Annotated in this window: 23 protein-coding genes and 1 riboswitch; of the genes, 10 read left to right on the top strand and 13 right to left on the bottom strand. The window is 41.2% G+C overall.

Going from position 1 to position 26,003, the window contains the following annotated elements; all coding sequences use genetic code 11:
- Nucleotides 1-12 precede the first annotated feature (12 nt).
- The 4 genes from VJ786_RS03210 to VJ786_RS03195 are packed head-to-tail and all read left to right on the top strand — an operon-like array spanning nucleotide 13 to nucleotide 5,296.
- The gene (locus VJ786_RS03210; protein ID WP_134776815.1) at nucleotides 13-1,221 is read left to right on the top strand and encodes a DUF1735 domain-containing protein; all 1,209 of its coding nucleotides are present in this window, start codon (nucleotides 13-15) and stop codon (nucleotides 1,219-1,221) included.
- 7 nt (nucleotides 1,222-1,228) lie between these two features.
- Nucleotides 1,229-2,113, top strand: a complete 885-nt coding sequence (locus VJ786_RS03205; protein ID WP_134776814.1) for a phosphodiester glycosidase family protein — start codon at nucleotides 1,229-1,231, stop codon at nucleotides 2,111-2,113.
- A 48-nt stretch (nucleotides 2,114-2,161) separates the two neighbouring features.
- Nucleotides 2,162-4,282: a hypothetical protein gene (locus VJ786_RS03200; RefSeq protein WP_134776813.1), complete on the top strand. Its 2,121-nt coding sequence runs from the start codon at nucleotides 2,162-2,164 to the stop codon at nucleotides 4,280-4,282.
- A 30-nt stretch (nucleotides 4,283-4,312) separates the two neighbouring features.
- The gene (locus VJ786_RS03195) at nucleotides 4,313-5,296 is read left to right on the top strand and encodes a LacI family DNA-binding transcriptional regulator (RefSeq protein WP_134776812.1); all 984 of its coding nucleotides are present in this window, start codon (nucleotides 4,313-4,315) and stop codon (nucleotides 5,294-5,296) included.
- Here the strand turns inward: VJ786_RS03195 and crcB are convergent.
- Complete coding sequence (crcB, locus tag VJ786_RS03190; protein ID WP_134776811.1) at nucleotides 5,286-5,669, bottom strand: fluoride efflux transporter CrcB; 384 nt, start codon at nucleotides 5,667-5,669, stop codon at nucleotides 5,286-5,288. The two genes, VJ786_RS03195 and crcB, sit on opposite strands and share 11 nt — an antisense overlap.
- Nucleotides 5,670-6,087: 418 nt before the next feature.
- Between crcB and VJ786_RS03185 the strand changes: the two genes are divergently transcribed.
- Nucleotides 6,088-6,972 carry an AraC family transcriptional regulator gene (locus VJ786_RS03185; protein ID WP_180268441.1) on the top strand — a complete coding sequence of 295 codons (885 nt, stop codon included), beginning with the start codon at nucleotides 6,088-6,090 and terminating at the stop codon, nucleotides 6,970-6,972.
- A 372-nt stretch (nucleotides 6,973-7,344) separates the two neighbouring features.
- Here VJ786_RS03185 and VJ786_RS03180 read toward each other — a convergent pair whose 3' ends face one another.
- Entirely contained in the window at nucleotides 7,345-7,854 is a 510-nt protein-coding gene (locus VJ786_RS03180; protein ID WP_134776809.1) for a DUF6702 family protein, read from the bottom strand.
- 74 nt (nucleotides 7,855-7,928) lie between these two features.
- On the opposite strand from VJ786_RS03180, the gene VJ786_RS03175 reads away from it, so the two are divergent.
- From VJ786_RS03175 to VJ786_RS03165, 3 genes are all read left to right on the top strand, one after another.
- Nucleotides 7,929-8,306, top strand: coding sequence for a hypothetical protein (locus VJ786_RS03175; protein ID WP_134776808.1), 378 nt, complete (start codon nucleotides 7,929-7,931; stop codon nucleotides 8,304-8,306).
- A 102-nt stretch (nucleotides 8,307-8,408) separates the two neighbouring features.
- Nucleotides 8,409-8,984, top strand: a complete 576-nt coding sequence (locus tag VJ786_RS03170; RefSeq protein WP_134776807.1) for a HupE/UreJ family protein — start codon at nucleotides 8,409-8,411, stop codon at nucleotides 8,982-8,984.
- Entirely contained in the window at nucleotides 8,981-11,329 is a 2,349-nt protein-coding gene (locus VJ786_RS03165) for a M1 family metallopeptidase (RefSeq protein WP_134776806.1), read from the top strand. The genes VJ786_RS03170 and VJ786_RS03165 overlap by 4 nt, the downstream gene beginning before the upstream one ends.
- 152 nt (nucleotides 11,330-11,481) lie before the next feature.
- Here VJ786_RS03165 and VJ786_RS03160 read toward each other — a convergent pair whose 3' ends face one another.
- From VJ786_RS03160 to VJ786_RS03150, 3 genes are read right to left on the bottom strand one after another with little or no spacing between them, the layout of a single operon-like run.
- Nucleotides 11,482-12,024, bottom strand: a complete 543-nt coding sequence (locus VJ786_RS03160) for a GNAT family N-acetyltransferase (protein WP_134776805.1) — start codon at nucleotides 12,022-12,024, stop codon at nucleotides 11,482-11,484.
- On the bottom strand, nucleotides 12,002-12,667 hold the full coding sequence (locus tag VJ786_RS03155; protein WP_134776804.1) for a TetR/AcrR family transcriptional regulator: 666 nt from the start codon (nucleotides 12,665-12,667) through the stop codon (nucleotides 12,002-12,004). Before VJ786_RS03155 ends, VJ786_RS03160 begins: the two co-directional genes overlap by 23 nt.
- 6 nt (nucleotides 12,668-12,673) lie before the next feature.
- Nucleotides 12,674-13,717, bottom strand: a complete 1,044-nt coding sequence (locus VJ786_RS03150; protein ID WP_134776803.1) for a helix-turn-helix transcriptional regulator — start codon at nucleotides 13,715-13,717, stop codon at nucleotides 12,674-12,676.
- Nucleotides 13,718-14,387: 670 nt separating this feature from the next.
- Between VJ786_RS03150 and VJ786_RS03145 the strand changes: the two genes are divergently transcribed.
- Nucleotides 14,388-15,482, top strand: a complete 1,095-nt coding sequence (locus VJ786_RS03145; protein WP_134776802.1) for a slipin family protein — start codon at nucleotides 14,388-14,390, stop codon at nucleotides 15,480-15,482.
- Nucleotides 15,483-15,542: 60 nt separating this feature from the next.
- Complete coding sequence (locus tag VJ786_RS03140; RefSeq protein WP_134776801.1) at nucleotides 15,543-16,964, top strand: RtcB family protein; 1,422 nt, start codon at nucleotides 15,543-15,545, stop codon at nucleotides 16,962-16,964.
- Here VJ786_RS03140 and VJ786_RS03135 read toward each other — a convergent pair.
- From VJ786_RS03135 to VJ786_RS03100, 8 genes are all read right to left on the bottom strand, one after another.
- Entirely contained in the window at nucleotides 16,961-17,671 is a 711-nt protein-coding gene (locus tag VJ786_RS03135; RefSeq protein ID WP_134776800.1) for a HesA/MoeB/ThiF family protein, read from the bottom strand. The two genes, VJ786_RS03140 and VJ786_RS03135, sit on opposite strands and share 4 nt — an antisense overlap.
- Nucleotides 17,668-18,798 carry a 2-iminoacetate synthase ThiH gene (gene thiH / locus VJ786_RS03130; protein WP_134776799.1) on the bottom strand — a complete coding sequence of 377 codons (1,131 nt, stop codon included), beginning with the start codon at nucleotides 18,796-18,798 and terminating at the stop codon, nucleotides 17,668-17,670. The genes VJ786_RS03135 and thiH overlap by 4 nt, the downstream gene beginning before the upstream one ends.
- A gap of 41 nt (nucleotides 18,799-18,839) precedes the next feature.
- Entirely contained in the window at nucleotides 18,840-19,613 is a 774-nt protein-coding gene (locus VJ786_RS03125) for a thiazole synthase (RefSeq protein ID WP_134776798.1), read from the bottom strand.
- A complete protein-coding gene (locus VJ786_RS03120) occupies nucleotides 19,610-20,230 on the bottom strand; it encodes a thiamine phosphate synthase (RefSeq protein ID WP_209023112.1) in 621 nt (206 codons plus the stop codon). The genes VJ786_RS03125 and VJ786_RS03120 overlap by 4 nt, the downstream gene beginning before the upstream one ends.
- Nucleotides 20,205-20,807 (bottom strand): thiamine phosphate synthase, encoded by a 603-nt coding sequence (locus VJ786_RS03115; protein ID WP_134776797.1) that lies wholly within the window; start codon nucleotides 20,805-20,807, stop codon nucleotides 20,205-20,207. Before VJ786_RS03115 ends, VJ786_RS03120 begins: the two co-directional genes overlap by 26 nt.
- Nucleotides 20,804-22,618 (bottom strand): phosphomethylpyrimidine synthase ThiC, encoded by a 1,815-nt coding sequence (gene thiC / locus VJ786_RS03110; RefSeq protein ID WP_167554245.1) that lies wholly within the window; start codon nucleotides 22,616-22,618, stop codon nucleotides 20,804-20,806. Before thiC ends, VJ786_RS03115 begins: the two co-directional genes overlap by 4 nt.
- A gap of 25 nt (nucleotides 22,619-22,643) precedes the next feature.
- Nucleotides 22,644-22,850 carry a sulfur carrier protein ThiS gene (gene thiS, locus VJ786_RS03105; protein WP_099366213.1) on the bottom strand — a complete coding sequence of 69 codons (207 nt, stop codon included), beginning with the start codon at nucleotides 22,848-22,850 and terminating at the stop codon, nucleotides 22,644-22,646.
- Nucleotides 22,851-22,910: 60 nt separating this feature from the next.
- Nucleotides 22,911-23,009, bottom strand: a riboswitch (TPP riboswitch).
- A 62-nt stretch (nucleotides 23,010-23,071) separates the two neighbouring features.
- Complete coding sequence (locus VJ786_RS03100; RefSeq protein ID WP_336557239.1) at nucleotides 23,072-25,873, bottom strand: triple tyrosine motif-containing protein; 2,802 nt, start codon at nucleotides 25,871-25,873, stop codon at nucleotides 23,072-23,074.
- Nucleotides 25,874-26,003 lie beyond the last annotated feature (130 nt).

Here is a 26,003-nt window from a genome sequence, read left to right as displayed (position 1 = left end):
AATGATATTATTATGAAAAGTAAGATAAATTATATACTCGGATTGCTTTTGATCGTAATGATGTTTTCCTGTAGCAAGGTGATCATTTACGAAACAACAGCAGAAGAAGATGCGCTTTATGGAAAATTGTACATTCCGAAAGCGGAAAGAGGAGTGGTTCAACAGGCTGTTAGCCCTAGTGGTGAGCCTATAGACCTCGATTTCAATGTGTATTTAGGTGGGCCAAAGGATGCTGGGCAGGATATCCAAATCACGGCGGCGGCAGATGCCTCCTTGCTGGATTCTTTCAACAGGGCTAATGGTACTAATTATGAATTGCTCCCCGCTTCCAATTACCAATTGACAGGCAGTAATTTATTGATTACAGCTGGCCAAAGGATGAGCAATAAATTACAGGTTCAGATCAAACCGGATGCGAACCTGCAATTGTTCAAATCTTATTTGTTGCCCATCACGATCCAATCGCAGTCTTCTGGAATTGCTACCAACCAAAAATTCCAAACGATTTATTATGTTATTCAGGTGAGTTATCCACGTGGAGAGGTACCAAGGGATAAGGTATTGAGTTTGGGCGCCAATTGGGGATTGTTTATTGGTCCAGGTTCACGCGGTAGTCTATTGCTTAAAAAGAATAACCACGATATCATGTCCTATGTTCCAGATCAGGCAGGAGTCTTCAGCGATCCGCCTAAAGTGGTCGGGGTATTCTGGGATGCTTCGGAATCCTGGTATTTGATAGACGATCAATCCATTGTTTTTAGAAATCATCCTTATTGGGCAGGATTATTTAGTTTCAGGATCAATGCGGATTATACCATGGCACAAGCCAATCCTTTCTGGTTGGGCGATTTTTGGAATAAATGGACTTTGGTCCCATTCAAGAATTACCTGTTGACCGTAGATGCCAATGGAATCATGAATAGACAACCTGTCTTGAGCAATGTTTCTGCAGCAAAAACAGAAGTGGCTACTGGCTTCAAGGGTTACAAACAACTGATGGCCTTTAAGGATGAATTATTGGCCTTGGAAAGTAATGGGAAACTGTGGGCTTATAGCATGTCGGAATTGGCTGTGCCTTCCAATAGGCGATTGATCGGTGAAGGGTTTGATATGTACCAGAAAATCATGGTGCTAAAAGGGGATCTCGTTGGTTTGGATGCAGCAGGTGATATCTATCGCTATAAGGATTTTAGAACAGATGGTTTTTACCCTTTAAAATAATTGGAAGATGAAGTTTAAATATAATATATGGGGAATCTTTTTGCTGTTGCAGCTAGCTTGCAACAAAGCAGAAAATATAGCGCCGGTAGTATTGGATCTTCAGGTAGATGTGGAAGATCAGATCCAAAAGCTAAGCTATGTCAAAAACCTAGTGGAATTCAAAGAAACAGCTGTTCTTGATGGACTGAAGTTATATTCGGTCAACATACAGAACCAAACCGATGCGCCGCTAGCATTTCATCTAATAGCGATGGATCGCGCTAAGGCAAATCTAAAATTAAAGACCATTTCCTTGACCAAGGATTCCTCGGATTATGAATTAGGTACGGTGAAGGAAATGGCGACACAATCGCCCTACGCATCCAAGATACAGTTTGCTGTAAATGGGGATTTTTTCTACTGGAAGGGGAACCCTTGGGGACCTTTTGTACAGGAGGGAAAGATCATTCATGATAAGTTTTTTGATACCTGGCATAGCTTCTTTGCGGTTAAGAAAACAGGCGAGTTTCTGATTGGAGGGAACCTGAATTATACAAAATTGAAGGATTCTATTTCGGAGGGGATTGGAGGTGTGGAAAAATTAATGAGCGATTATGCCATGGTCAGTCATGCCAATTCGGAAAGACATCCACGTACATCCTTGGGCTTTAATGCCGAGAAATTCTATCTCTTGGTGGTGGATGGCCGAAAGGCGGAACATTCCATCGGCATGAGTTTCCGGGAAATGTCTGAATTGTTCTTCAGCCTGAAGGTTCAGCATGCGCTGAATCTGGATGGTGGGGGTTCCAGTACCTTGATTCAAAAGGAAGGGACTGGTTTTCGGGAGATCAATGTGTATTCGGATGCCGAACCGCGAAAAGTTGCCAATGGTTTAGCTATTGTCGTGGATTAATTGCTTAAATTGTTTCAACATTAACCAATTGACCAAGTTTCAGAAATTATGAGAAGTCCAGTCTATTTACTGACCAGTATATGGATGTTTTTGCTGCTAGGGATTGTCCAAGCCTCTCCTTATGGAGAGAAAGGTTTTCACTTTGTGGCGGAAGATTCGATCAGCATGGATATTCCGAAGGATCTTATACCGTATATCCAATCGATAAGCTACTTTGCTCCGCAGGGGTTTAAACCAGAAGGAGAAATCCGGAAGATGGGCAAGGGGGTTTATTACATTGCTTTTGAGTGGGATTGTGCTAACGATCTATCTCTGGCTTTCTGGGAGGTACAGATCAGGCCAATGTTTATGCCTTTATTCCATTGGGCACCTCATCTGACGCCTACGGATAACCATATCATGCCGCAGCATGTTTTTCGCTCACCGGCCATGATCAATACGAGTGAGGATAGGTTCTTGGCCATCGTTCCAGATCTGGATCTGCTGCAGCATCAGGATAAAGCACCTTGGTTTATGGATATGGATGCCATGAAGAATCTACTTTCCCTAGGTTTTTCTGCATCTAAGATTACAGATCATGTGCTGTATGAAAAACTGGGGAAAACGAATTTTCCGAAAGGGAAAAATCAATTGGCAGCTTATATCCTGATCTCCGAAGAGGAAGAGGATATCCGAAACCCCTTTGCGAAAGTGAACCAGTTCTTATGGCAAAAATGGGGGGAGAAAGCGAATGAGAAGAACAAAGCCTTGCTAAAGTCGGATTTAGATACTTATGTGCAGCATACCTATAATTGGGCATTCAAAAATTGGAAGGATGCGGTTTGGCAGGAGTTTGATCTCCATGGGAAAAGGGTCGGAGCCCCCACTTTTATTGTCAATGTAACCCAAAGTCCCAATTACAAGGGCGAGATCAATGAGCGGGAATTTCGATCCATCTGGAACCAGGCCTGGTTTAACTCATTCCGTTCCGCATCTGGATTGATGCGTTATGCCTTGAGAACCCATAATGATTCCTTGAAGGGGTATGCCTTAAAAACCAAAGAGTTGGCTTTGGCATTTCCTCAGCAAGATGGATTTTTTCCTGGTTTGATTGCTACCGAAATGGAGTCTCGTGAAATAGCCGGAAAGAGTTATTGGCGGTCCAAAGGCTGGCAACATTATTATTACGGCAATTCGGATAGAAATCCTTTTGGAAAAGCGGCAAAGGAAGCGCCATTCCATGTCCTCGATATGAGTTTTACGGCCTTTCTTATGTTGGAGTGGTATCAGGATTTGGAAAAGGATGAAAGGTTATTGGACTTTGCCCGAAATTATGGGGAAGGCTTGTTGAAGATCCAACGAGAGGATGGTTTTTTCCCTGCCTGGATCGATGTACAAACGCATCAGGACCTGCAGGTCCTCAGCAAGAGTCCAGAATCGGCCATGTCCGTGACCTTTTTACTGAAACTATCTGAAATCACGAAGGAAGAAAAGTTCAAGAATGCCGCATGGCGCGCATTAAAAGCCGTTGATCAATTATGTTTGGCGCATGGACAATGGGAGGATTTCGAGACCTATTGGTCCTGTAGTAGGTTTGGATCGGTGGATTTGGTCGGGCGGAAGGTCATTCGGAATAATATGTACAAACAGAATACCTTGAGTATGTATTATTTAGCCCAGGCCCATTTTCAGGCGTACAGGATAAGCAGGGATGAGACTCATCTACGATTAGGAGAGCGTGTGATGGATGAACTATTGATGTGGCAAGCGGTTTGGCAGCCGGGATTCATCCATATTCCTGCTGTTGGCGGTTTTGGGGTGATGAATGCGGATGCCGAATGGAATGATTCGCGACAGAGTTTATTCGCCGAGCTCATTCTTCAATATGGGAAGGCCTTGAAAAGAAAGGATTACATGCAGCGGGGGATAGCGGCCTTACGGGCATCTTTTGTACTGATGTATTGCCCGGAAAATGCCCTTAGCAAAGTGCAATGGGAAAAAAGATGGCCTTTTATGAATGAACGGGATTATGGTTTTATGATGGAAAATTATGGTCATGATGGGCATACCTCGGCTGAGGGCATTGGAATTGGGGAATTTACCATCTACGACTGGGGAAATGGGGCAGCTTCGGAGGCCTATAACCGAATACTGGATAATTGGGGGGATCAAATCTTCCGGAAGTATTAACAAGTGTTTATTTTAATTTATCTTTATAACATGGCTAAGAAAGTTTCATTAAAGGATATTGCACAGCATTTGGGTGTTTCAACTGCCTTGGTATCCTATGTGATCAGTGGCAATGAGGAAAAGGGAAGAGTGGGCAAAGAAACAGCCATGCGCATCAAGCAGGCCGCTTTGGAATTGAATTACAAACCCAATCACATCGCCCAGAGCTTAAAATCAGGAAAAACAAATACCATTGGATTGATCGTTGCCGATATTTCCAATCCATTTTTTGCTTCCATTGCACGAGGGGTGGAGGATGAATCCAGCCAATTTGGGTTGACCACCATTATGGGAAGCTCTGATGAGAGCCCTGAAAAGCTCAAGAAATTAGTCGATGTGTTCATTAAAAGGCAGGTAGATGGTTTTATCATCTCTCCACCGGAAAATTCGGAGGAAACTATTGAATATATCATGTCCTTGGGCATACCACTGTGCTTGATTGATAGGCATTTTAAACATATCCATAGCAGCTATGTCATCACGGATAATTACCAATCGATGTTCGCAGGGGTAAAGAACCTGATTGAAAAAGGTTTTAAACATCTTTCGTTGATCAGTTACAATACCCAACTTCAACATATGATCGATAGGAAGGCTGGATTTAAAGATGCAGCAAAAGATATGGTAACCGATGTTTTTGAAATTGATTATGCAAATCAACATCAGGAACTGAAATCGGTGGTATATGAAATCCTGGATGGACAAAAGACGGATGTGATGGTGTTTGCCACCAACACCTTGTCGGTTGCAGGATTGAAAATATTGACCCAGAGAGGGGTTCAGATTCCAAAGGATTTAGAAGTCTTGTGTTTTGATGCCAGTGAAGTGTATGATTTTTTCTATCATCCCATCAGTCATGTGAAACAGCCTACCGATGTATTGGCAAAAGAAAGCGTTCGGATATTAGTGAATCAGATGAAGGATATTGAACGGAAGGAAGGGCTGGTATTCAACTCTAATTTGGTCAGTTACTAAGGAAAACTTTTCCTAAGGAAAGTCCTGCCCAAACCGCCAATAAACCTAAAGCCACACATAAAACCGTGTAGAGGATAGCGTATCCGATCTGTTGGTTTTGGATCAGGTTGATGTTCTCGGCTGCAAAAGTGGAAAAGGTGGTATAGCCACCACAGAAACCGGTGATCAATAGGAGTTTCCATTCATTATTTAGCCATTGCTGTCTATCCGATAGACCGATCAACAAGCCAATAAGTAGACATCCGGTAATATTGATAAGCAGGGTTCCCATAGGAATATGCGAAGGGTAATTCTTGCTGATAAATTGTGCACCAAAATACCGCATTATACTGCCGATTCCACCGCCTAAAGCTATTATTAAAACATCTTTCATCCTTCCAAGTATATGATGGACCAATTTAGGAATATCTTTTTAGATTCACTATGGAAGAAATGTCTAAGCAAGTTGTAAGTGAGTTGTAAGTGACTAAAGGCACTTACAACTCACTTACATCTCACTTAGACCTCACTTAGATGAAGAATCAAACTTGGATTCCGGTAGATTTAAAATATTTCAACAAGCTAAGAACAGTTTTCTTATTTTTTCCAATAAAAATGATTGTTTCTTAAATTTTTGACAATAAAAAGTGTAACAATAACTTTTAAGAGAAAAAAGTTCACTTTATGTTTAATCCTATGCTAATAGGATAAAAAAAAATCTTAGATTTGTTAAACTTAGTTATGAATTTTAACACCAGACTTTTAAACCATTTGAATTAAATTTTCTCTCTAGTATGGAATCGATTAAAAACATGGAGGTGAAAACACCTATCGAATTTACTGCCCCAGCGGGTGGGTCAGGATCATTTTATGTACAAGAAGATATCCTTGAACAATTTTATAGCCACTATCACCGGCATAAAGAAATTCAGATTTCATACATTGTTAGGGGTAGGGGTTCCGTGGTGATCGGGAATTTAATCCAACCGTTTGTAAAGGATGAGATTTATATCCTGAAGGCGAATGATCCACATGTTTTTATTAAAGAGAATGATTCCATAGAATTAATCCATGTTGTTCATCTATTCGTTGGGTTTGAAAAATTAAGATCCCTGTTCGAAATGTCGGAACTTCGTTCCATTCGCGATTTCTTCAAGAACTTGGATTCTTCCAAAAAATTAAGCCCTAAGCATAGTCTGGAGATTAAAGAAGTGTTCCTGGATTTATTTAGATCCCAAAATATCAGCAAACTCAAAAAGGTATTTACCGTATTTGATTTCCTTTTTACCCAGGAATCGAATATGATTTCCCTATACTCTGGATTGCAGGATTCCAATTTCAACGACCGGGTCGGTATCCGAATCAATGAGGTGTTAAGATATACCCTGGAAAATTATGCGAAGGATATTACCATTGATGAGATTGCGAAGTTAATCCACATGACCCCTTCGGCCTTTTGTAAGTATTTCAAGAAACACACCATGAAAACCTATGTTACTTTCTTGAACGAGATACGGATAGAAAAGGCTTGCCAATTATTGGTCAACCATTCTACGGAGAATATATCGGAAGTGGCCTATCTTTGTGGTTTTAATACCGTAGTTCATTTTAATAGGGTATTTAAACATATCATTGGATGTTCGCCAACAGATTTTACGTATAAAAGAAGCGTTCCTTTAAAGGAAGTGTATCGTTAAATTTAAAAGAAATATATCCCTAAATTCCCAATATTTTAGTTTAATAGCTTATTTAAAAAAAAATAAACCATTTCTTTGGAAATTGGACTGGTTTTTGCTATATTATTGCCGTAACAATAAAAGAAAGGAAATAATATGATTAAAAAAGAGAAGAAGAAAAAACAAACCCTAGTCAGAAACCCATATTTATATTATGTAACGAATTGGGGTTTTGTCGGAGATCAATCCAAACCAAATCCTAGAAGTGTTAACAATAAAAGTTAACCTTCTAAAAAACAAAAATCAATAATTAAAATTTAGATGTGCTTTTTTAACGAAAAGCATTTTGTGTTTATAGGGGGTTAGGTTTTTACCAATTCTATCATTCATCCATTAAAAACTGAACGAAGCTACTCGCTTTGGATGATCTAACTTGTAACTTTTCTTTGTTTTCTCAACCTGCACATGCATAATGTTGGATTGCCTCTTAAAATCCTGATATAATAGTTGATTGGTCACCTCCAGTCGATTAATGGAACTGATCTGTTCGGAATATAAATAACACCAAGCCACATCATCAATGATTTCATATCCTAGGTACCTGAGCTCAACCGGGTTACCATTTACTTTCATCCGAAAATTGTTCCTTATATACTGAGATATCGTAGAATCGGCCTGCTGTTTATTCTTCGGATTAATAACATCAATGCGTTGGTTCATCTGATTTTTTATGGCCAGTTCGAGATCATCATAAAAGAGCCGACAGGATATTTCTACCTGTTTCTTTTGGGGGTTGAACGTGATGGAACTGATGCTAACGTAAAATGGATGTGCGAAGGCAATGCTCGTTACAAATATTAAAACGAAACATAGGACTTTCCAATTGTATTTTAGGTTTTTCATATTTTTATCACACTAAAGTATCCAATATTCAGGAAAATTATTAATTTTCCATGCCAAAACTAATTAATTAACTGATGAACAAGCTGTTATTATTATTAAAACAAGCTAAACCTTTGAAAAATATAGTTGTACTGTTGTTGGGATGTTGCCTTTTACTGACCTTCAATTCCTGCCAAAAGGATGAAAATGACCGGATTGCCTATAAGGGCACCCTGTCGGAATCCTATATGTTGACGATTGCACTTAATGGTCTGGCAGAACCGAAGGCCGTTCTTGTGGTTAAGGATGCTGTTATCACTGTTTTTCAGGATCTGAACATCAATGTTGGCCGGCAGATCGATGTTTCCCAACCGATGCCGAACTATTTCCAATTTTCTGTGCAGCTTTCAGAACAAGAGGTTAAACTGCTGCAGGCTGATGATCGAATCAAAAAGTTAGTATTGGATAAATAATTGGTTAGTTTAAATCCTTGAACTATGTAATTATTTAGTTATAAAATATTCCTTATTAAAATAATATTAAATTTGTGTGATATTATTGGAATAACCTAAATCATGAGCGATTTCTCCATTTACTTTCAACTTGGTTGGCAACATATTCTGGACCTCAATGGCTATGACCATATCCTATTTGTCTTGGTTTTATGTTGTAGCTATACCTTAAAGGACTGGAAACGCCTGCTTTGGTTGGTTACAGCTTTTACAATCGGCCATTCCATTACCCTTGCCTTGGCAGCCTTCAAGATTATCAAGGTTGATATGAGCTGGATCGAATTCCTGATTCCTGTCACTATCCTGATTACGGCGCTTTATAACCTGCCGAAAAGAAGAAAGCAGCGAAGCGCTGCTATTCTCTACAGTATGGCCCTCATCTTTGGTCTGATCCATGGATTGGGCTTTTCCAATTATTTGCAATCACTTTTGGGAAAAGAGGCAAACATTGTGGTTCCTCTTTTATCCTTTAATATAGGTTTGGAATTTGGACAACTAATTATCGTTTTCTTTGTTATCCTACTGTCCGAACTGATGCTGAAGATCTTCCGGGTCAATAATAGGGACTGGAGTTTCTTTTTATCATCTGCAGTGATCGGTATTTCCTTTATTATGGCTATTGAACGTATTCCACTATGAAAATATTTGGCAACCTAAAAACCCAAAGCTTAGTAATCGCTGGCTCCCTGTGTTTAGCATTTGCTCAGGCTCAACAAAATCCTGGGTCAAATCATGGCAATAAATTTGAACAATTGGGCACCTTGTTGAGTGATCCGAATATCTTCCGGACCGCTTCTGGTGCTCCTGGGTCCATGTATTGGCAGCAGAAAGCAGATTATGTCATCAATGTGGAGATCGATGAAGTGAACCAAATCCTTAAAGGCTCTGAGGTCATTACCTATACCAATAATTCTCCAGACCCCTTGACCTATTTATGGGTTCAGCTGGATGAAAACGAACATGCAGATGGTTCAGAAAGCAAAAAATTCAATCAAAGTAGTTTGAGCGAACGCATGTCGATTGAGCAATTGAAAACATTAGTCCCTGAAAAGAAGGGGTTTGGCGTAAATATCCATAAGGTGACGGACGGATCCAATAAACCTTTGAAATACACCATCAATTATACGATGATGCGCATCGACCTTCCAACCGCTTTGAAGCCGGGTGCAAAAATGAATCTGCATATCGATTGGGATTATAAGATTACCAATCGCATGGAGCAGGGTGGCCGCGGCGGATACGAATATTTTGCGAAAGATGATAATTACCTCTATACCATCGCACAATGGTTTCCAAGAATGGCGGTCTATTCGGACTTCCAAGGTTGGCAGAATAAACAGTTCACCGGTAGAGGAGAGTTTGCCTTGGTATTTGGAGATTATAAAGTGAATATCACGGTTCCCGCGGACCATATCGTTGGAGCTACTGGTGAATGTCAGAATTATGGGCAGGTATTGAATGCTACACAACTTAACCGATGGAAGCAAGCCCAAAGCAGCCAGGAGCCAATTGAAATCGTGAGCTTGGCCGATGCCCAAAAAGCGATGGGTGAGAAATCCAAAGCCAAGAAAACTTGGGTTTATGAAGCCAAGAATGTCCGTGATTTTGCCTTTGTGAGTTCCCGTCGTTTGGTATGGGATGCGTTGAAGGTGAATGAAGGTGTTCCTGGAAACCAGCCCATGGCCATGTCGTATTACGGGCCAGAAGCTTATCCTTTATATCGAAAATATTCCACCAAAGTGGTGGCACATGCTTTAAAAACCTATTCCAAATTCTCGATTCCATACCCTTATCCGGTAGCCATTTCAGTGGAAGCGGCCAATGGGATGGAATATCCGATGATCTGTTTTAATTATGGTCGTGCTGATGAGGACGGGACCTATTCGGAGGCGGTGAAATATGGGATGATCGGGGTGATCATCCATGAGGTAGGACATAATTTCTTCCCGATGATCGTGAATTCGGATGAAAGGCAATGGACCTGGATGGATGAAGGTTTGAATACCTTTTTACAGTTTTTGACAGAGCAGGAATGGGATAAGGATTTTCCATCGCGTCGCGGACCGGCGCATAAGATCACGGATTATATGCGTTTGCCGAAGGATCAATTGGAACCTATTATGACCAATTCGGAGAATATTGTGCAGTTTGGGCCTAATGCTTATGCAAAACCGGCCACCGCACTGAATATTCTTAGGGAGACGGTAATGGGTAGGGAGCTGTTTGATTATGCGTTTAAGGAATATGCCCGTCGTTGGGAATTTAAACATCCTACACCGGCTGATTTCTTCCGGACGATGGAAGATGCTTCGGCGGTTGATCTGGATTGGTTCTGGCGGGGTTGGTTCTTTACAACGGATGCAGTGGAGATTGAATTAGCGAATGTTACCCAATATAGGATGACGGGTGCAGATCCGGGGAAAACGCAGAAAGATCAGAAGGAAGCCTTTGATAGGGATTTGAATACGATTACTCGGAAGCGTAATATGGAAGAAAATATGGCTTTCTTGGTAGAAAAGGATACTTCCTTGTTGGATTTTTATAATAAGTGGGACCGTTTTGCGGTGAAACCGGAGAATGAGGCAAATTATCAAGCTTTTTATGCGTCGTTAAATGCGAAGGAGAAGGATATTTTTGATGGAAAGATTTCTTTTTATGAATTGAAATTCAAGAATAATGGGGGGTTGGTTATGCCATTGATTATTGAATGGACCTTTGCTGATGGAAGTAAGGAAGTGGATAATATCCCGGCTTATATTTGGAGGTTGAATGAGAATGAGGTGACGAAGGTGTTTGCTAAGGGGAAGGAAGTGGTTTCCATTCAGTTGGATCCATGGCGAGAAACAGCAGATATTGATGAGGATAATAATGCTTGGCCAAGAAAATCGCAACCTTCTAGGTTTGAGATTTTTCAGGGGCAGGGCAGAGGGGTGAGAGGGCAGTCGTCGGAGTCAAATCCGATGAAAGAAGCGAGGAAGAGGTAACCGCGTCATTGCTGGGGGGCTTGCGTGGGCCCTGCTTAATTGAGAGGCCCTGCTTAATTGAGAGCCCCCGCGTCATTGCGAGGAACGAAGCAATCTTTCGATTAGTGCAAAGATTGCTTCGTCGTACCTCCTCGCAATGACGCAACTACTTATCAAAAATCACCTTTCAACAAACTATACACCTCCAAATCCCTAAACTCATAATTCCCTATCCATTCTGCATTTCTCTTAACCCCCTCCTTCACAAAACCCAACCTCAGCGGAATATTACTGCTCTTCACATTTCCAGTTGCACAGCAAATCTGAATCCTTTGCAAATTAAACTCCTCAAACAAATGCTCAATAACCACCTTAACCGCCTTTGTCATAATCCCTTGATGCTGTACTTCCTCCGACAACCAATACCCTATCTCCGTAGATTTATTCAAATAATCAATTTCTTTCGTTCCAATCAATCCAACCATCCGATCATCCAAACAAATCTTAAACACAAAATCTTTCATGTTCTTCCAATTCTGTATACACATCTCCACAAAACCCTTACTATCCTCCAGCTTATTGGTAAACTGCACAAAAGGCAACCATTCGCCCAAATAGTCCCGTTGGGAATCAATTATCTGATACATCCGAATCGCATCAGCCGAAACTAAGGCCCGAAGTGTAAGTTTTTCATCAATTTTGATTCTTTTTTTCATCTAATTTTTCCAAAATATCCATCAAGGTCTTTTCAATTCGTTTTCTTCCCTCTGCCTCATTGATATCAATCCCACAAAAAGTGCTTCCATTCGATTTGGCATGTATCGCCAAGTAATACAAACCGGCTGTCTGCAGAGCCAATACCGCACGGATATCCAATCCATCCTTCCCAATATTCTTTTCCAATTTTTGAATCAGTTCTTCGCCCACTTCCTCCCGCGCATCCGCCAATTTGCGAAGCGATGTATTCGGTTCGGAAAGTTCCCATTGCAAAATCCGCTGCAAAGTCTTATCCTGCAGGACCGTTTCAAATTGTCCAAACAATAAGCCATGCATTTCCTCTTTACTCATTTGGTCCTGCTCCAGCAGCTTGGCAATCTGTTTTTTAGCCTTGGATTTCCAATAATCCTGTTCGGTGATATAGGTCTCCACTAAATTATCCAAGTTTCCAAAATAAGCATATACTAATTTCCGGTCCACTTTTGCTTCCACCGCAATATTTGCGATGGTCAATCCAGGATATCCTTTTTTCTTCAACACCTTGCCAACGGCCGCCACCAGGTTTTTCATCGTTCTGGCCTTCTCCCTAATTGGTCCAGCGGTGGTTTTTCTTGGTTTCTTACCTGTTTTCGTTTGTTTCATTTCTTTTTAACTGTTCTGTTTCTCCACTTTAGGTTCCTTCTGGTATTGTTTATAAGCTCTGAACAATCTTCTTTTAATGTAGTTCTTTAGCTGTTTTGGCGCGAGCACTTCGACGCATTCCCCAAAACCTAGGATCTCCCTTTCCAATTCAAGGTTCAAGACCACATCAATGCGGAACAATGCCGATCCATCCGGATATCGCTGCACGATTTCTTGGGAATCATGTAGGGGCTTAGTTTCCACATAAGGGACATTTTTGGCGTCAAATTTTAACAAAACAGCCTGACCACGGTCTTTTTGACTTTTCGTAACGCCGATCGTATCCGAAAAATAGCGTTCAAAATCTATCCCTTCATAAGCTTTAAAAGAAGATTTTGCCATCTCTTCAATCTCCAGAATACGGTCTAATGCCAAGGTTATTAGGGTGTTTCCGTTTTTTGTATAGGTCATTAAGAACCATCGGTTCCTGTATTCTTTCAATAAATAAGGATAGTAAATCTGTTCGGTTGCAGTTTGGGATTTGAATGATTTATATTTGATCAAAAGGGGAATTTGATTTTTGATCGCTTGGTAGATCTGATTGATCCACTCCAGCCCTCGCAACAATTTATTGCCTTCCATTTGGACAATATTTGGCTTATTACTTTCATTTACCAATATTTTGTCCTCCAGTCGGATGATCATGTCACTCATCTCCTCAAAAAAGGAAAAGCCATTAAGATGCTTCAATACATCCAATGCTTCTTTCATCTTCTCCATATCCATATGGGATAATGGGGAGTTGCTGATGCTATAGGTAGGATCATCATAGGCATAAAATTTTCTATCCTTGACAACTATCGGTGCATTATAACCCAATTTGTTACTACGCATCAATTGGATGTCTCCCTGTATGGTCCTTTTGCTAACGCCAGAAGTTATCCCCTCCAATTCGTACAAGGCATCCGATACTTTTTCCATCAGGTCTTCCAAGGTCCATTTTCGATGCCGCTGCTTTAAGCATTGGTCGATCGTTTTATAGCGTATTAAGGCGAGTTTATTGCTTGACATGTTATTTCATCTGGTTATTCGCTAACATAAATGTAATGAAATGGATTTCACTACGCAATCTATTTGCGTATTTGTTCTGTTACTTTCCAAGTGATAATGAAATATTAAAATATATGTTTCATTAAATCAGGTGTTTAGCATATTTTTTAAAAATTTTTAGCATTTTCCTCTATTGCGCAATTACCCTGCGCAGTAGTAGCCCCATCTTTGTAGTGTCAGGTATGACCAAGTTCTTTGATTCATTTTACTGTTTCTGAATAGCAGGATAGTGCAGCTATAGATTTATAGACTGTATACTGATCAAGAGTTGGCTTGCTGACTCCATTCAACAAAGGGATTGTTGAATTATATGCAGGTTCGAGTCCTGTCTTTGCGAAAGCAATGTTGCTTAATTGGTAAAGCTAAAATACATGAAAAGCAGATCGATTCCTTGTTCCGTTAGGATCTTCTAACCTGCAGCAATGCGGACGAAAGGATCTGTAACAATCCATTGAATGACCAGCGGATTTGAGCTATTCCTTCGGATTTATACCCTAAATCATAAGCGTATATAATTGCAAAAGGATTTACCTCTTATCCCCGTTGTCCAAGGGATGAACAAGGAAAAGAGAAGCTGTAAAATGAAAAAGAGGTTGTCAACAAATGGAATAAAAACCAAAAATGAAATAAAATGAAAAGGATTAACATCAACAAAAACGAAGTAGGCTTGGTATTGAAAAACAATGCCGTAGAACGCATCTTAACCACTGGGAAATATTGGTTATGGATGGGCGAGAAGCTTGCTGTTTATGAAATGAGCGGAGTGGTGCAAATGCCATTCGACATGGATCTGATGTTAACCATTCCAGGCTTTGCCGAATTGGTTGATGTCATCGAGGTTCCGGATATGGAAATTGCCTTACATAGGATCAATGGTAATTTATATCAGGTCTTGGGTGCCGGACGGTATTTCTTTTGGAAAGGTTTGCAAAAGAACAGTTTCGAAAAGTATGATATAAGCACATTGGAAATCCCAACGTCTATAAAGAGAGATTTGCTTGAAAAATCCCAATTAAAGTGTTTTGTGCGAATGTTTACCATAAATCCAGAAGAGAAGGGTTTGCTTTTTGTGGATGGTATGTTTAAACAGGAATTGTTGCCGGGAAGCTATTATTATTGGAAAAACAGCATACAGATCGAAATCAAAAAAGTGGATTTGCGGATCTTACAGATGGATGTTCCTGGACAAGAGATCTTAACCAAGGACAAAGCCCAGATCCGGGTCAATTTTATCGTGCAATATCAAGTTGAAGATATCTATAAAGCCCTTTTGGATAATAGGGATTTTAACAATCAACTTTATGCATTGATGCAATTTGGATTGCGGGAATACATTGGAAACTTTAGCTTGGATGGCTTAATGGAAAATAGAGAAGGAATTTCTTCCTATTTTTTCAAGAACTTTCAATTGAAGGTGGAGGAATTGGGATTGAAATTGTTCTATGTAGGGATTAAGGATATCATTTTACCTGGCGATGTACGGGATATCATGAATCAGGTGTTGATTGCTGAAAAAAGGGCGCAAGCCAATATCATCACCCGGCGGGAAGAAACAGCTTCGACCAGAAGTTTGTTGAACACGGCTAAATTATTGGAAGAGAATAACATGTTGTTCCGGTTGAAAGAAATGGAATACATGGAGAAGATCTCCGAAAAGATCAATAACATCTCGGTTTCAGGCAATGGCCAGGTATTAGACCAGTTAAAACAATTGTTCGTAAAATAAAGAAGTTTGCTAGGGAAATTCGTCCCTAGCAATTTTAAAAAGAAGAAAGGAAAACAAAAAATGGAAAATAAACGTATAAATGGGAATGATTTATTAGCCTTAGGTTATAAAGAAAACCGTGCATTAGGTATTGCCCTAAAGATCAATAGCAAGCGTCATGGATTAAAACGTGATGAAATGCTTCAGAAATTTAAAGAGGTTTTAGCTGATCCGGAATCCTTTTCGGAAGACGCGATTTTCGAACCCTTGGCGAAAGCTTTATTGTTTCCCGAGGAAAAGGACACCAACATCATTCCATTAAAAGAATCAACGGATGCCTACGCCGTATATGGGGAAGAACATATTGAAGAGGGGGCAAGAAAGCAGATGGATGTTGCTATGCGATTACCGGTGTCGGTAGCGGGTGCTTTGATGCCTGATGCCCACCAGGGATATGGTTTACCAATCGGCGGGGTATTGGCAACGGAAAATGCCATTATTCCTTATGCTGTAGGGGTGGATATCGGATGTCGAATGGCCTTATCCATCTTTGATATGGAAGATGTTGCCTTACTGGAAAAACACGATTGGCTTAAAAAGATCATTTTGCAGAACACCCGGTTTGGAGCTGGCAATGGTTTTTTAAAGCATGAGCGATTGGATCATGAAGTGTTGGAAAATCCTTTATTCCAAGAAATCCCCTTTATTTCGAATTTGAAGGATAAGGCTTGGACACAGTTGGGATCCTCAGGAGGAGGGAACCATTTCGTAGAATTTGGGTCGATTAATTTTGAGCAAGAGGACCAGGAATTAGGTATCCCTGCAGGGAAATACCTCGCTTTGTTGACCCACTCTGGTTCTCGTGGACTTGGCGCTACCATTGCCGGACATTATACCAAATTGGCTAAAGAGCTGTGTAAACTCCCTTACCAAGCACAACATTTAGCATATTTGGGGATGGATACAGAAGCCGGTCAAGAATATTGGAACGCCATGAACCTGGCGGGTGATTATGCATCAGCCTGCCATGAGGTGATCCATGAAAAGGTGTTGAAGGATCTGGGGGTAGATAGGATGGCCAAGATTGAAAACCATCATAATTTCGCTTGGAAAGAGCAATATAAAGGCAAAGAACTGATGGTGCATCGAAAAGGAGCTACTCCTGCTGCAGAGGGTGTCCTTGGGATTATCCCAGGATCCATGGCATCCGACGGCTTCTTGGTTCGAGGGAAAGGAGTGGAGTCGTCGATCAACTCTGCTTCCCATGGGGCTGGTCGTCAAATGAGCCGTACCCAAGCCATTAAAAACCTGAAAAAACAGGACATGCTGCAAATGTTGAACGATCAGGGAGTTACCCTTATCGGTTCCAATATGGATGAGGCACCAATGGCTTATAAGGATATTCATACCGTGATGGCCGCCCAAGAAGATCTGGTGGATATTGTGGCCAATTTTTCACCAAAAATAGTTCGAATGGCCGATGACGGTTCCCGAGAGGATTAATAATTCACCGTCGTAAATCGCCAATGGTAGCCATCAACGATGGTCAGCTGGTTTATCGTAACAGGTAAACCAGCTGATATTTTTAGGGCCTGTAAAGCCATCATGTTCCCAACAATGCCTGCTAAAGGTCCTAGTACGCCGAGGCTATCACAGGTTGGCTGGTAACTTGGCTCTTCTGGTTGGGGAAATAGATCCCTCAGATTTTTTCCGCCTTGATAATTGAATACAGTTTGTTGCCCCTGAAAGCCTTCGATACTTCCATAGACTAATGGTTTTTGATATTGAACACAGCCATCATTGATCAAATAGCGTGTTTCGAAATTGTCTGAGCCATCCAAGATAATATCGTACTTATTGATTATGGATTCCATATTGGTCTGATCCAGAGCAAAAGGATAGGTGTGGACCATTAAACTGGAGTTCAATGCTTTGACAAAATCGCCTGCACTATGAGCCTTAGGATGCCCGATGTTTTTTTCTTGATGGATGATCTGCCTTTGAAGGTTATGCAATTCCAACAGGTCATGGTCCATAATTCCAATGCATCCAACCCCAGCGGCTGCCAGATAAGGAATAATAGCCGAACCTAATCCGCCAGCGCCGATCACCAGAACCTTGGAGGCCATAATTTTGCGTTGCCCAGCGACACCAATCTCCTCGATGAACACCTGACGGCTATATCGTAAAAACGGATCTTCCTTTTTCATGCAAATGAGGAGTAAACCTTATCCCAATCTTTCATTACCGGTTCATATCCCACTGTTCGAATCAACTGTCTGATATCATCCATCGATCGCTCATCCGAGATCTCGAATTGTTCCAAGGATTCCGGGTCGACCACATAGCCCCCTGGGTTGGTCTTGGAGGCGGCACTCATATGGGTAATTCCTAAAGGAATGATATGATCCCTGAATTTTTGGTCCTCTCGTGTGGAAAGGGAAATTTCCAGATCGGGATTCCATATCCTATAGGCGCAGATCAGCTGAAGCAGGTGCCTATCCTCCATGATAAAATTAGGTTCTATGATACCTTGGGCCGGTCTCAAGCGGGGAAAGGAAACCGAATATTTGGTTCGCCAGTAGGTTTTTTGTAAATATTCCAGATGGAAGCTGTTCAAAGCACTGTCGATACGCCAGTCTTCCAGGCCCAATAAAACGCCCAAGCCCATTTTGTGGATTCCAGTCTTTCCGATGCGATCGGGGGTATCCAATCGATAGGAAAAGTTTGATTTTTTGCCTTTTGGATGGTACTGTTTGTAAACCTCCTGATGATAGGTTTCCTGATAGACCAGCACGGAATGTAGTCCAGCTTTTTGCAACACTTCATAATCTGCTTGGTCCAAAGGCTGTACTTCCAAGGAAATATGCGCAAAATGTGGCCTCAAAAGTTCTATGGCATGCAGGAAATAGGGGGTATCTACGATTTTATTGGCTTCTCCGGATACCAACAGCACATGGTTAACACCCATGGCCTTTAAAGCAAAAGCTTCCAAGAGCAATTCGCTGTCGGACAGTGTCTTTCGTTTTATCTTGTTGTCCATACTGAAGCCACAATAAGTACAGATGTTCTGGCATTCATTGCTGAGGTACAACGGAGCATATAACTGTATGGTTTTTCCGAATCGTTGTTGGGTCAGTTGCATGGATCGAAAAGCCATCTCTTCCAAATAAGGTTCGGCCGCTGGTGAGATCAGGTTCATGAAATCGGAAACATCCAACCTGGTTTTGCCCAAGCTTCGGGAAACATCATTTGCTGTAGCCTCATAGATCGTTGCTTTGATATCTTCCCAGGCATATTGTTGGAATACCTGCTGATACTTTGATTTGTTTAACATAGCTACTGATAAATTGACTGGTTAAGCATAACTGCTGATGATCAATCGAATAAAAAGGAAGTTAAAGGGGAAGAAGCTGCTGCATGCTTGCTTTTCGTTGCGGCTAATCCCGATTCATAAGCAATTCTTCCGGCATTTACTGCCTCTTTGAAGGCTGTGGCCATTAGGATTGGATCATTAGCTGTCGCAATGGCTGTATTGACCAATACGGCATCTGCTCCAATTTCCATGGCTTTGGCGGCATCAGAGGGCGCTCCGATTCCGGCATCCACAATGACTGGAACCTGGCTCTGTTCGATGATGATCTCTAAAAAATCCATGGTTTTTAGGCCTTTATTGCTACCGATAGGGGCCGCAAGCGGCATCACAGCTGCGGTGCCTACATCTTCTAATCGTTTACAGAGAACAGGATCGGCATGGATGTAGGGCAGGACAATAAATCCTTGTTTTGCCAATTCTTCCGTCGCCTTCAATGTTTCGATCGGATCGGGAAGTAGATAGCGGGGATCGGGATGTATTTCTAACTTCAGCCAGTTGGTGCCTAATGCTTCTCGCGCTAATTGAGCGGCAAAAATAGCTTCCTCTGCAGTTCGAGCACCTGAGGTATTTGGTAGCCAGTTCATACCTGGGATTTCCATCGCTTGTAAAAAGAAATCTTCCTTTTCTTGCATGTCCAAGCGCTTTAAGGCCATGGTGACCATGTTGCAACCGGAGGCTAATATGGATTCACGCATCAGTTTATGGCTTCCGTATTTGCCTGTTCCCAAGAATAGGCGTGAATCAAATGTTTTATCGGCAATAACTAAGGGTTTCATAGAATTAGTTCTGAAGGTATCGGTTCTTTTAAAAATAATTTGGAAGCCGCAAAGCCGTAAAGGCCTAAATGCTGTAGGATATCCGTGTCTTCCCATTCCACTCCACCAATGGCAAAGATGGGAGGGCAGGAAAGTTCATGCAGCCTGAGGTTTTCGAAGATTTCTTCATAGCCTTGATAGCCAAGGATGGGGCTTAATGATTTTTTGGTGCTGGTGAATCGTAGCGGGCCCAATCCAATATAATCCACTTTTTCTTCGATCCTTTGTTTTACATCCTGGAAGGTATTTGCGGTTCCTCCAATCAAGGTGTCCGATCCTAAAATTGCCCTTGCTTGTATTATGGGGGAATCATTTAGGCCAAGGTGTAAGGCATCTGCTTCGAATTCCTTTGCCAATGCCACCTGATCATTGATGCATAAATAAGCATTATAGGATTGACATAGAGGTTTGACTATTTCCAGAAGATTTTTTAGTTCCGCAAGGTCGGCCTCTTTCCATCTTACCTGAACCCATTTGATTCCAGCATCCAGAACTCGCTGTATGCCTGTGAGCTGATCGGTTTCTGTAAGGCCTTGGGAAATATATTGTAATCTAGGAATTGATTTTCCCTTTTTCATTTAGATATTGTTTTTGTATTTCTTTAAAACTTTGTGCTGGGTTTTCAGATTTCCAGATTCCTCCTTTTAAGGCTATTCCATCGATATCTAATATGGATAGTTTTGTGATTTGCTTTTTGGAGATTCCACCCAGCGCAATCAGTTTTGTATGGTAGTTTTGTCTTTGGGTAATCGCTAAAGCATTGGCCAGATCCGGGTTTGCTTGGTATCCCGGTTTGGAAATACTCGAAAATAAAGGTCCTAAAAAAGCATATTCCCAAAAGCTGGTCAATTGGTTAAATTCTTCCAGGCTATGGGTGGAACAGGATTTCCTGAAGGTTTGATATTCCATTTCGATCGATCCCTCTCTTTTGAGATGTACTCTTTCGATTCCTAATTCAGCAGCCAAATGCTGGTGGCTATGTAGTACCAGATATTTCCGGAATACAGTTGGAATTTGGTTCAGAAGGGACAGCAGAAGTTGATCTGGTAAGCCGTATTTGCGCAGATGGAGATTTTCCAGTCCTGCATCAAATAAGGCCAACCAATGCTTCAGTTCCGAAGGAACATACTGCTCTTCTGAAATCACGATGATCATATATAGATCTCTTTTCCAGATTCAATAAATTCTTTTGACTTCTCCAACATGCCTTCTTCCGTGGCCTCCCGAATTTCCTGAGTGATTTTCATCGAGCAGAATTTCGGTCCGCACATGGAGCAGAAATGCGCTATTTTCGCCCCATCAGCAGGTAAGGTTTCATCATGGAATTCCCTTGCGGTATCCGGATCCAAGGAGAGGTTGAATTGATCCTCCCAACGGAATTCAAATCGCGCCTTGCTCAATACATTATCTCGGTATTGGGCTCCAGGGTGTCCTTTGGCCAGATCAGCGGCATGGGCAGCTAGTTTATAGGTGATGACTCCATCTTTCACATCTTTTTTATTCGGTAATCCCAGATGTTCTTTGGGAGTTACATAGCAAAGCATGGCACATCCGTACCAACCGATCATGGCCGCTCCGATTGCTGAGGTAATATGATCATAACCTGGCGCTATATCGGTGGTCAATGGTCCTAAGGTATAGAAAGGCGCTTCATCACATTCCTCCAACTGCTTTTCCATATTTTCCTTGATCATGTGCATAGGCACGTGGCCAGGACCCTCAATCATCACTTGTATATCGTGTTTCCAGGCAATTTTGGTCAGTTCTCCCAAGGTTTCCAACTCTGCGAACTGGGCCGCATCATTGGCGTCAGCAATGGATCCCGGTCGCAGACCATCGCCTAAGGAAAAGGCCACATCATATTGTTTCATGATCTCACAGATCTCCTCAAAATGCGTATACAAGAAACTTTCCTGATGATGGTATAAACACCATTTTGCCATGATGGATCCACCTCTGGATACAATCCCAGTTACCCTATTGGCAGTCAGGTGGATGTATTTCAATCGTACTCCCGCATGGATGGTGAAATAGGAAACGCCTTGTTCGGCCTGTTCGATCAGGGTGTCCTTGAAAATTTCCCAGGTCAGGTCCTCTGGCACTCCATTCACTTTTTCTAAGGCTTGATAGATAGGCACAGTACCGATCGGAACAGGCGAGTTGCGAATGATCCATTCTCTTGTTTCATGGATGTTTTTTCCTGTCGACAGATCCATGATGGTATCTGCACCCCAACGGCATGCCCAAACAGCCTTTTCCACTTCTTCCTCGATGCTGGAACTTACCGCGCTATTGCCAATATTGGCATTGATTTTTACGAGGAAGTTACGTCCGATGATCATTGGCTCACTTTCAGGATGGTTGATGTTATTGGGAATGATCGCACGTCCTGCTGCAATCTCCTCCCGAACGAATTCAGGGGTGATTCTAGTTTTCGGGGTTTTTGCACCAAAACTTTCGCCTGGGTGTTGTTGCTGCAATGCGGCTGGAGCAGCTTCTATCTGCTCTATACGTTGGTTTTCCCTGATGGCGATATATTCCATTTCCGGGGTGATGATCCCTTTTCGTGCATAATGTAATTGGGTCACATTTTTGCCTGGCAAAGCCTTTAGGGGCTTATGTGCGTAGGAAAAACGGAGTTCATCCAATTTAGGGTCTGCTAACCTGGCTTTTCCATATTCGGAGCTGATCTGTGTTAACTCTTCCACATCACCTCGATCGATGATCCATTGCTCCCGAACCCTTTTCAGTCCTTTGCGTACATCAATGGTTTCGTTGCTATCGGTGTATGGACCAGAGGTATCATAGACCGTAATGGCTGGGTTTTCCTCCACGCCGCCTTTGCTTAGTTTTGTTGGGCTAAGGCTGATTTCCCGCATGGGAACCTGGATAGGGAACAGTTCTCCAGAAACATAAATCTTTCTGGAATTGGGAAATGGGCTCGTACTTATGCTTTGCTCGTTCATAATATGGGGGTATGAAAAATGAATATTAACCACCTTGGGTGGCCGAAATGATTAGTATTTGATCTTGAGATTGGATAGGGGTGGATTTCCAGAGGTCCCTCGGCACTACCTGTTGGTTGAGGGCAATGGCAAAACCTGATGTTAAAGTTGGGTAATGTTGTTCCAGTAATTCTTGGATCGACGCTGGAGCAATTTCAAAATGAATTTTTTCTTGGTTGATGCTGATTTCCATTCCTATGTTTATCTTTTTTGATAAACTTTAGGAACGCCGCAAGGTTGCAGATACGCACCCATGTTGAGTTCTACTTTTCCCTACGCTAATATGAATTAGATCAGGTTCAAAGGGTAAAATCTCAGCCTGCAATCCTTGCAGACACCCCTAAAGTTTCGACTAAGCTAGGGATTATTTCATGGAAATAAAAATTATTTAAAATTAATTGTTGCCAGTGTGGGTTAAATATCATTCAGAAAATCCGCAAGATTGGCCTGCTGATCCAAGTTTAGTTTTTTCCGTAATCGATAGCGAGCGACCTCCACACCTTTAGGCGAAATATGCAATATCTGGGCAATTTCCTTGCTGGACATATTGAGTTTGATATAAGCACAGAGTTTAAGATCGGTTGCTGTTAGGGCAGGATATTTATTCTTTATTTTCTTCAAAAAATTAGCATGGATGGCATCGAAATGTAGGGAGAACTGCTCCCAATCATCCCGCTGTTTCGAATGGTCCACTAATTTTTTGACGATTTTTTCCACTTCGTTTTTCGTCTCCCTGTTATCGATATTGGCGATTACTTCTTCCATTTCCAGTTTCATTCGATCCATTAGACGGCTCCTTCTAAAAATATTCATGGTGATGGAAGCCAATTCTTTGTTTTTGTACATCAGATCATTTTGTAACTTTTCCTTTTCCAGCTCGGTAATCTTATGTTCTTTATCCCGACTTTCCAATTCATGAAGGTAGGTGAGGTCCCTTTGCTTTTTTTCAAAACGTTCTTTTTGCTTCCAAAGTTGGTTAAGGTAAAGTGTATAACCGAGATAAACTAATCCTAAACCAAGACAGCAATAAATGATTATCGCCCAAAGACTTTGGTACCAAGGTTTATTGATGTTGACGGTATAGGAAAGTGTTTCGGATTCTTGATCATATCGGTTTTTTGCCTTCACCTCAAAAACATATTTTCCAGGTTTTAAGTTCCCGAAGGTCCGAGTAGATTCCGATGTCCAGTTAGACCAATCACCCTGCCCTTGTATTCGATAAGCATACTGCATGGCATCTTTTTGGAAATCATGGTTACAGATATCCAAAATAATGGAATTGAAAGCCGGAGGCATCCATAATTCCTGATCCTGTTTTTTGGTTTCACTTAACTGGCTACTGAAATAACCGTTCATCAATATGCTGTCTTTTACCTGGTTACTCACTAAAATCTTATTGAAGGATATGACCGGCTTCTCCATTCTGGAGCGGTAAACCTCATAATTGATGTGAAATAACCCATTGTAGGACCCAACTAAGATATTCTTCCCGTCAACAGGATTGATATGGTAGAATCCACCTATCATATTCTTTTCGAGTTCAGGAAAAAAGGTTATTTTTTTAGTGCTTAAATCTAGAACTCCTAATCTTTCTTCACTAACGAACCATACTCGATTTTGTTGATCTTCTTTCAGATAGATGATAGCATTATTTCCGAAGAGCGCATTCCAATATTCATCTCTAATGAACCGGTTCTTATGGTGGTCGAAACGATAAATCCCTTGAGGGTTGGTGACCAAAATCTGATCTTTGATTTTGTAGACGTAATTGTTGATTTGGGCTGGCAAACCATCTTCATTACCATATAGTTTCGCTTTTTCTTGTGGATTTTCCAAATGATATCGATATACCCCTCGATAAGGATGCGAGGTCCAAGCATATCGTTCATCTTTCTCCAATTGTAGAAAACGCATGGATTCATCCATTTTTCCTAGCAGCATCAGGTCTTTTAAACCATTAGAAGAACTAAAAAGACCATTATATGTCCCGATCAAAAGTTGTTTATCTTTTGTCTCCTTCACTAGCCAGGAACCTAATTGGTTCATCTGTACAAAGTTATTGTTCTGATAATGGTAAGTCCCTGTGTGGTGCAGCATGTAGAATTCACCGGATGTAATGGCGAAATTCCATACCTGTCCTTTGCTATTCTGCATTTTTTTGAATGCGTGGGAGGAATAGGATAAATCCCTTGCATCAGGATCAATAGTCGTTTGATAGACCCCATCGGTGGTCCCAATGAATAATTTATTGTCATATACCGAAGAGGTATAACTGGCCATCGGAACTTGAGGTAGAGGGTATATATTTCTGATGGCTGAATTGGCATCGATTATCGCGATGCCATTGTCCAAACCAAGCCAAAGCCTTGCATTTTTATCCACTAGGCTCGATAGCACAGTGTTGTTCCTTAAACCATCTGAGCTATTGATATTCTGTATGATTTTCCAATTTTTATCAACAATATAAAGACCATTAGAGACAGTTCCGATCGCATATTGCTCGTTTTCCAATTCACTGATACTATTTACTTGTTGGTTGACTATTTCCGAGGGTAAATGGAAAGGACTCGTTCCATTATCTTTGATAAGAAATGCTTGTTCTGTCAATAAACTTACCAAAATGCCCTCCTTACCTAGATCGGTCAGCCCGGTGATATAGGCAAAAATATCTTTTCGAATAAGGGTAAGTTTCCCTTGTTTCCCTTGTTTCCATTCATAAAGTTTGTCCTTTTCTGCTATGAATAACCGTCCCTGATTTTTGGCAAGGAAAGACCATTCTGTTCCTCTTGCTGCAGGTAAAACTGTTATCTTCTTTCCATCATATTGAAAAATATATCGGGATGTTTGAAAGAATATGTGGTTTTCAAATTGTTCAATTCTCCAAGTGTCTCCAAAATCTTGCTGTTCCTTCGGTATTAGTTTTGTTAAATCGACATACTGTAAACCTGAATTGTGGGGGATAAAATATCCGAACATACCTTGACCACCGGCGTAAATTCTTTTCTGATCTATGATTTTCAGCGAACGAAGAATAGTATGGTTCGGAATGGGGTAGGATTTCCATTCTTTCCCGTTGAAGGTGATCAGCCCATTGTTATTGGCAATATACATAGTACCAGCACTATCTTGCTGAATCTGCCAATTTTGGGTACCGGCATCCATATCAAAATGGCTGATGTTAACAATCTTGGCTACACCAATGTTCTTCTGTCCCATAACAGTCAAGCAGGGTAGGAGAGTTACTAATAAAAGAAAAACCCTAGAATAGAAATTGGTCATATTTTAATTGGTTAGATTCTCTTTTTTTTAATACAAATATATGTAGTATTTTAATTATCTGATTTAC

Source organism: Sphingobacterium tenebrionis (genome assembly GCF_037126265.1).
Classification (GTDB): domain Bacteria; phylum Bacteroidota; class Bacteroidia; order Sphingobacteriales; family Sphingobacteriaceae; genus Sphingobacterium; species Sphingobacterium tenebrionis.
Note: the sequence above shows the minus strand (reverse complement) of the source record. Positions and strands in the feature narration are given on the sequence as shown.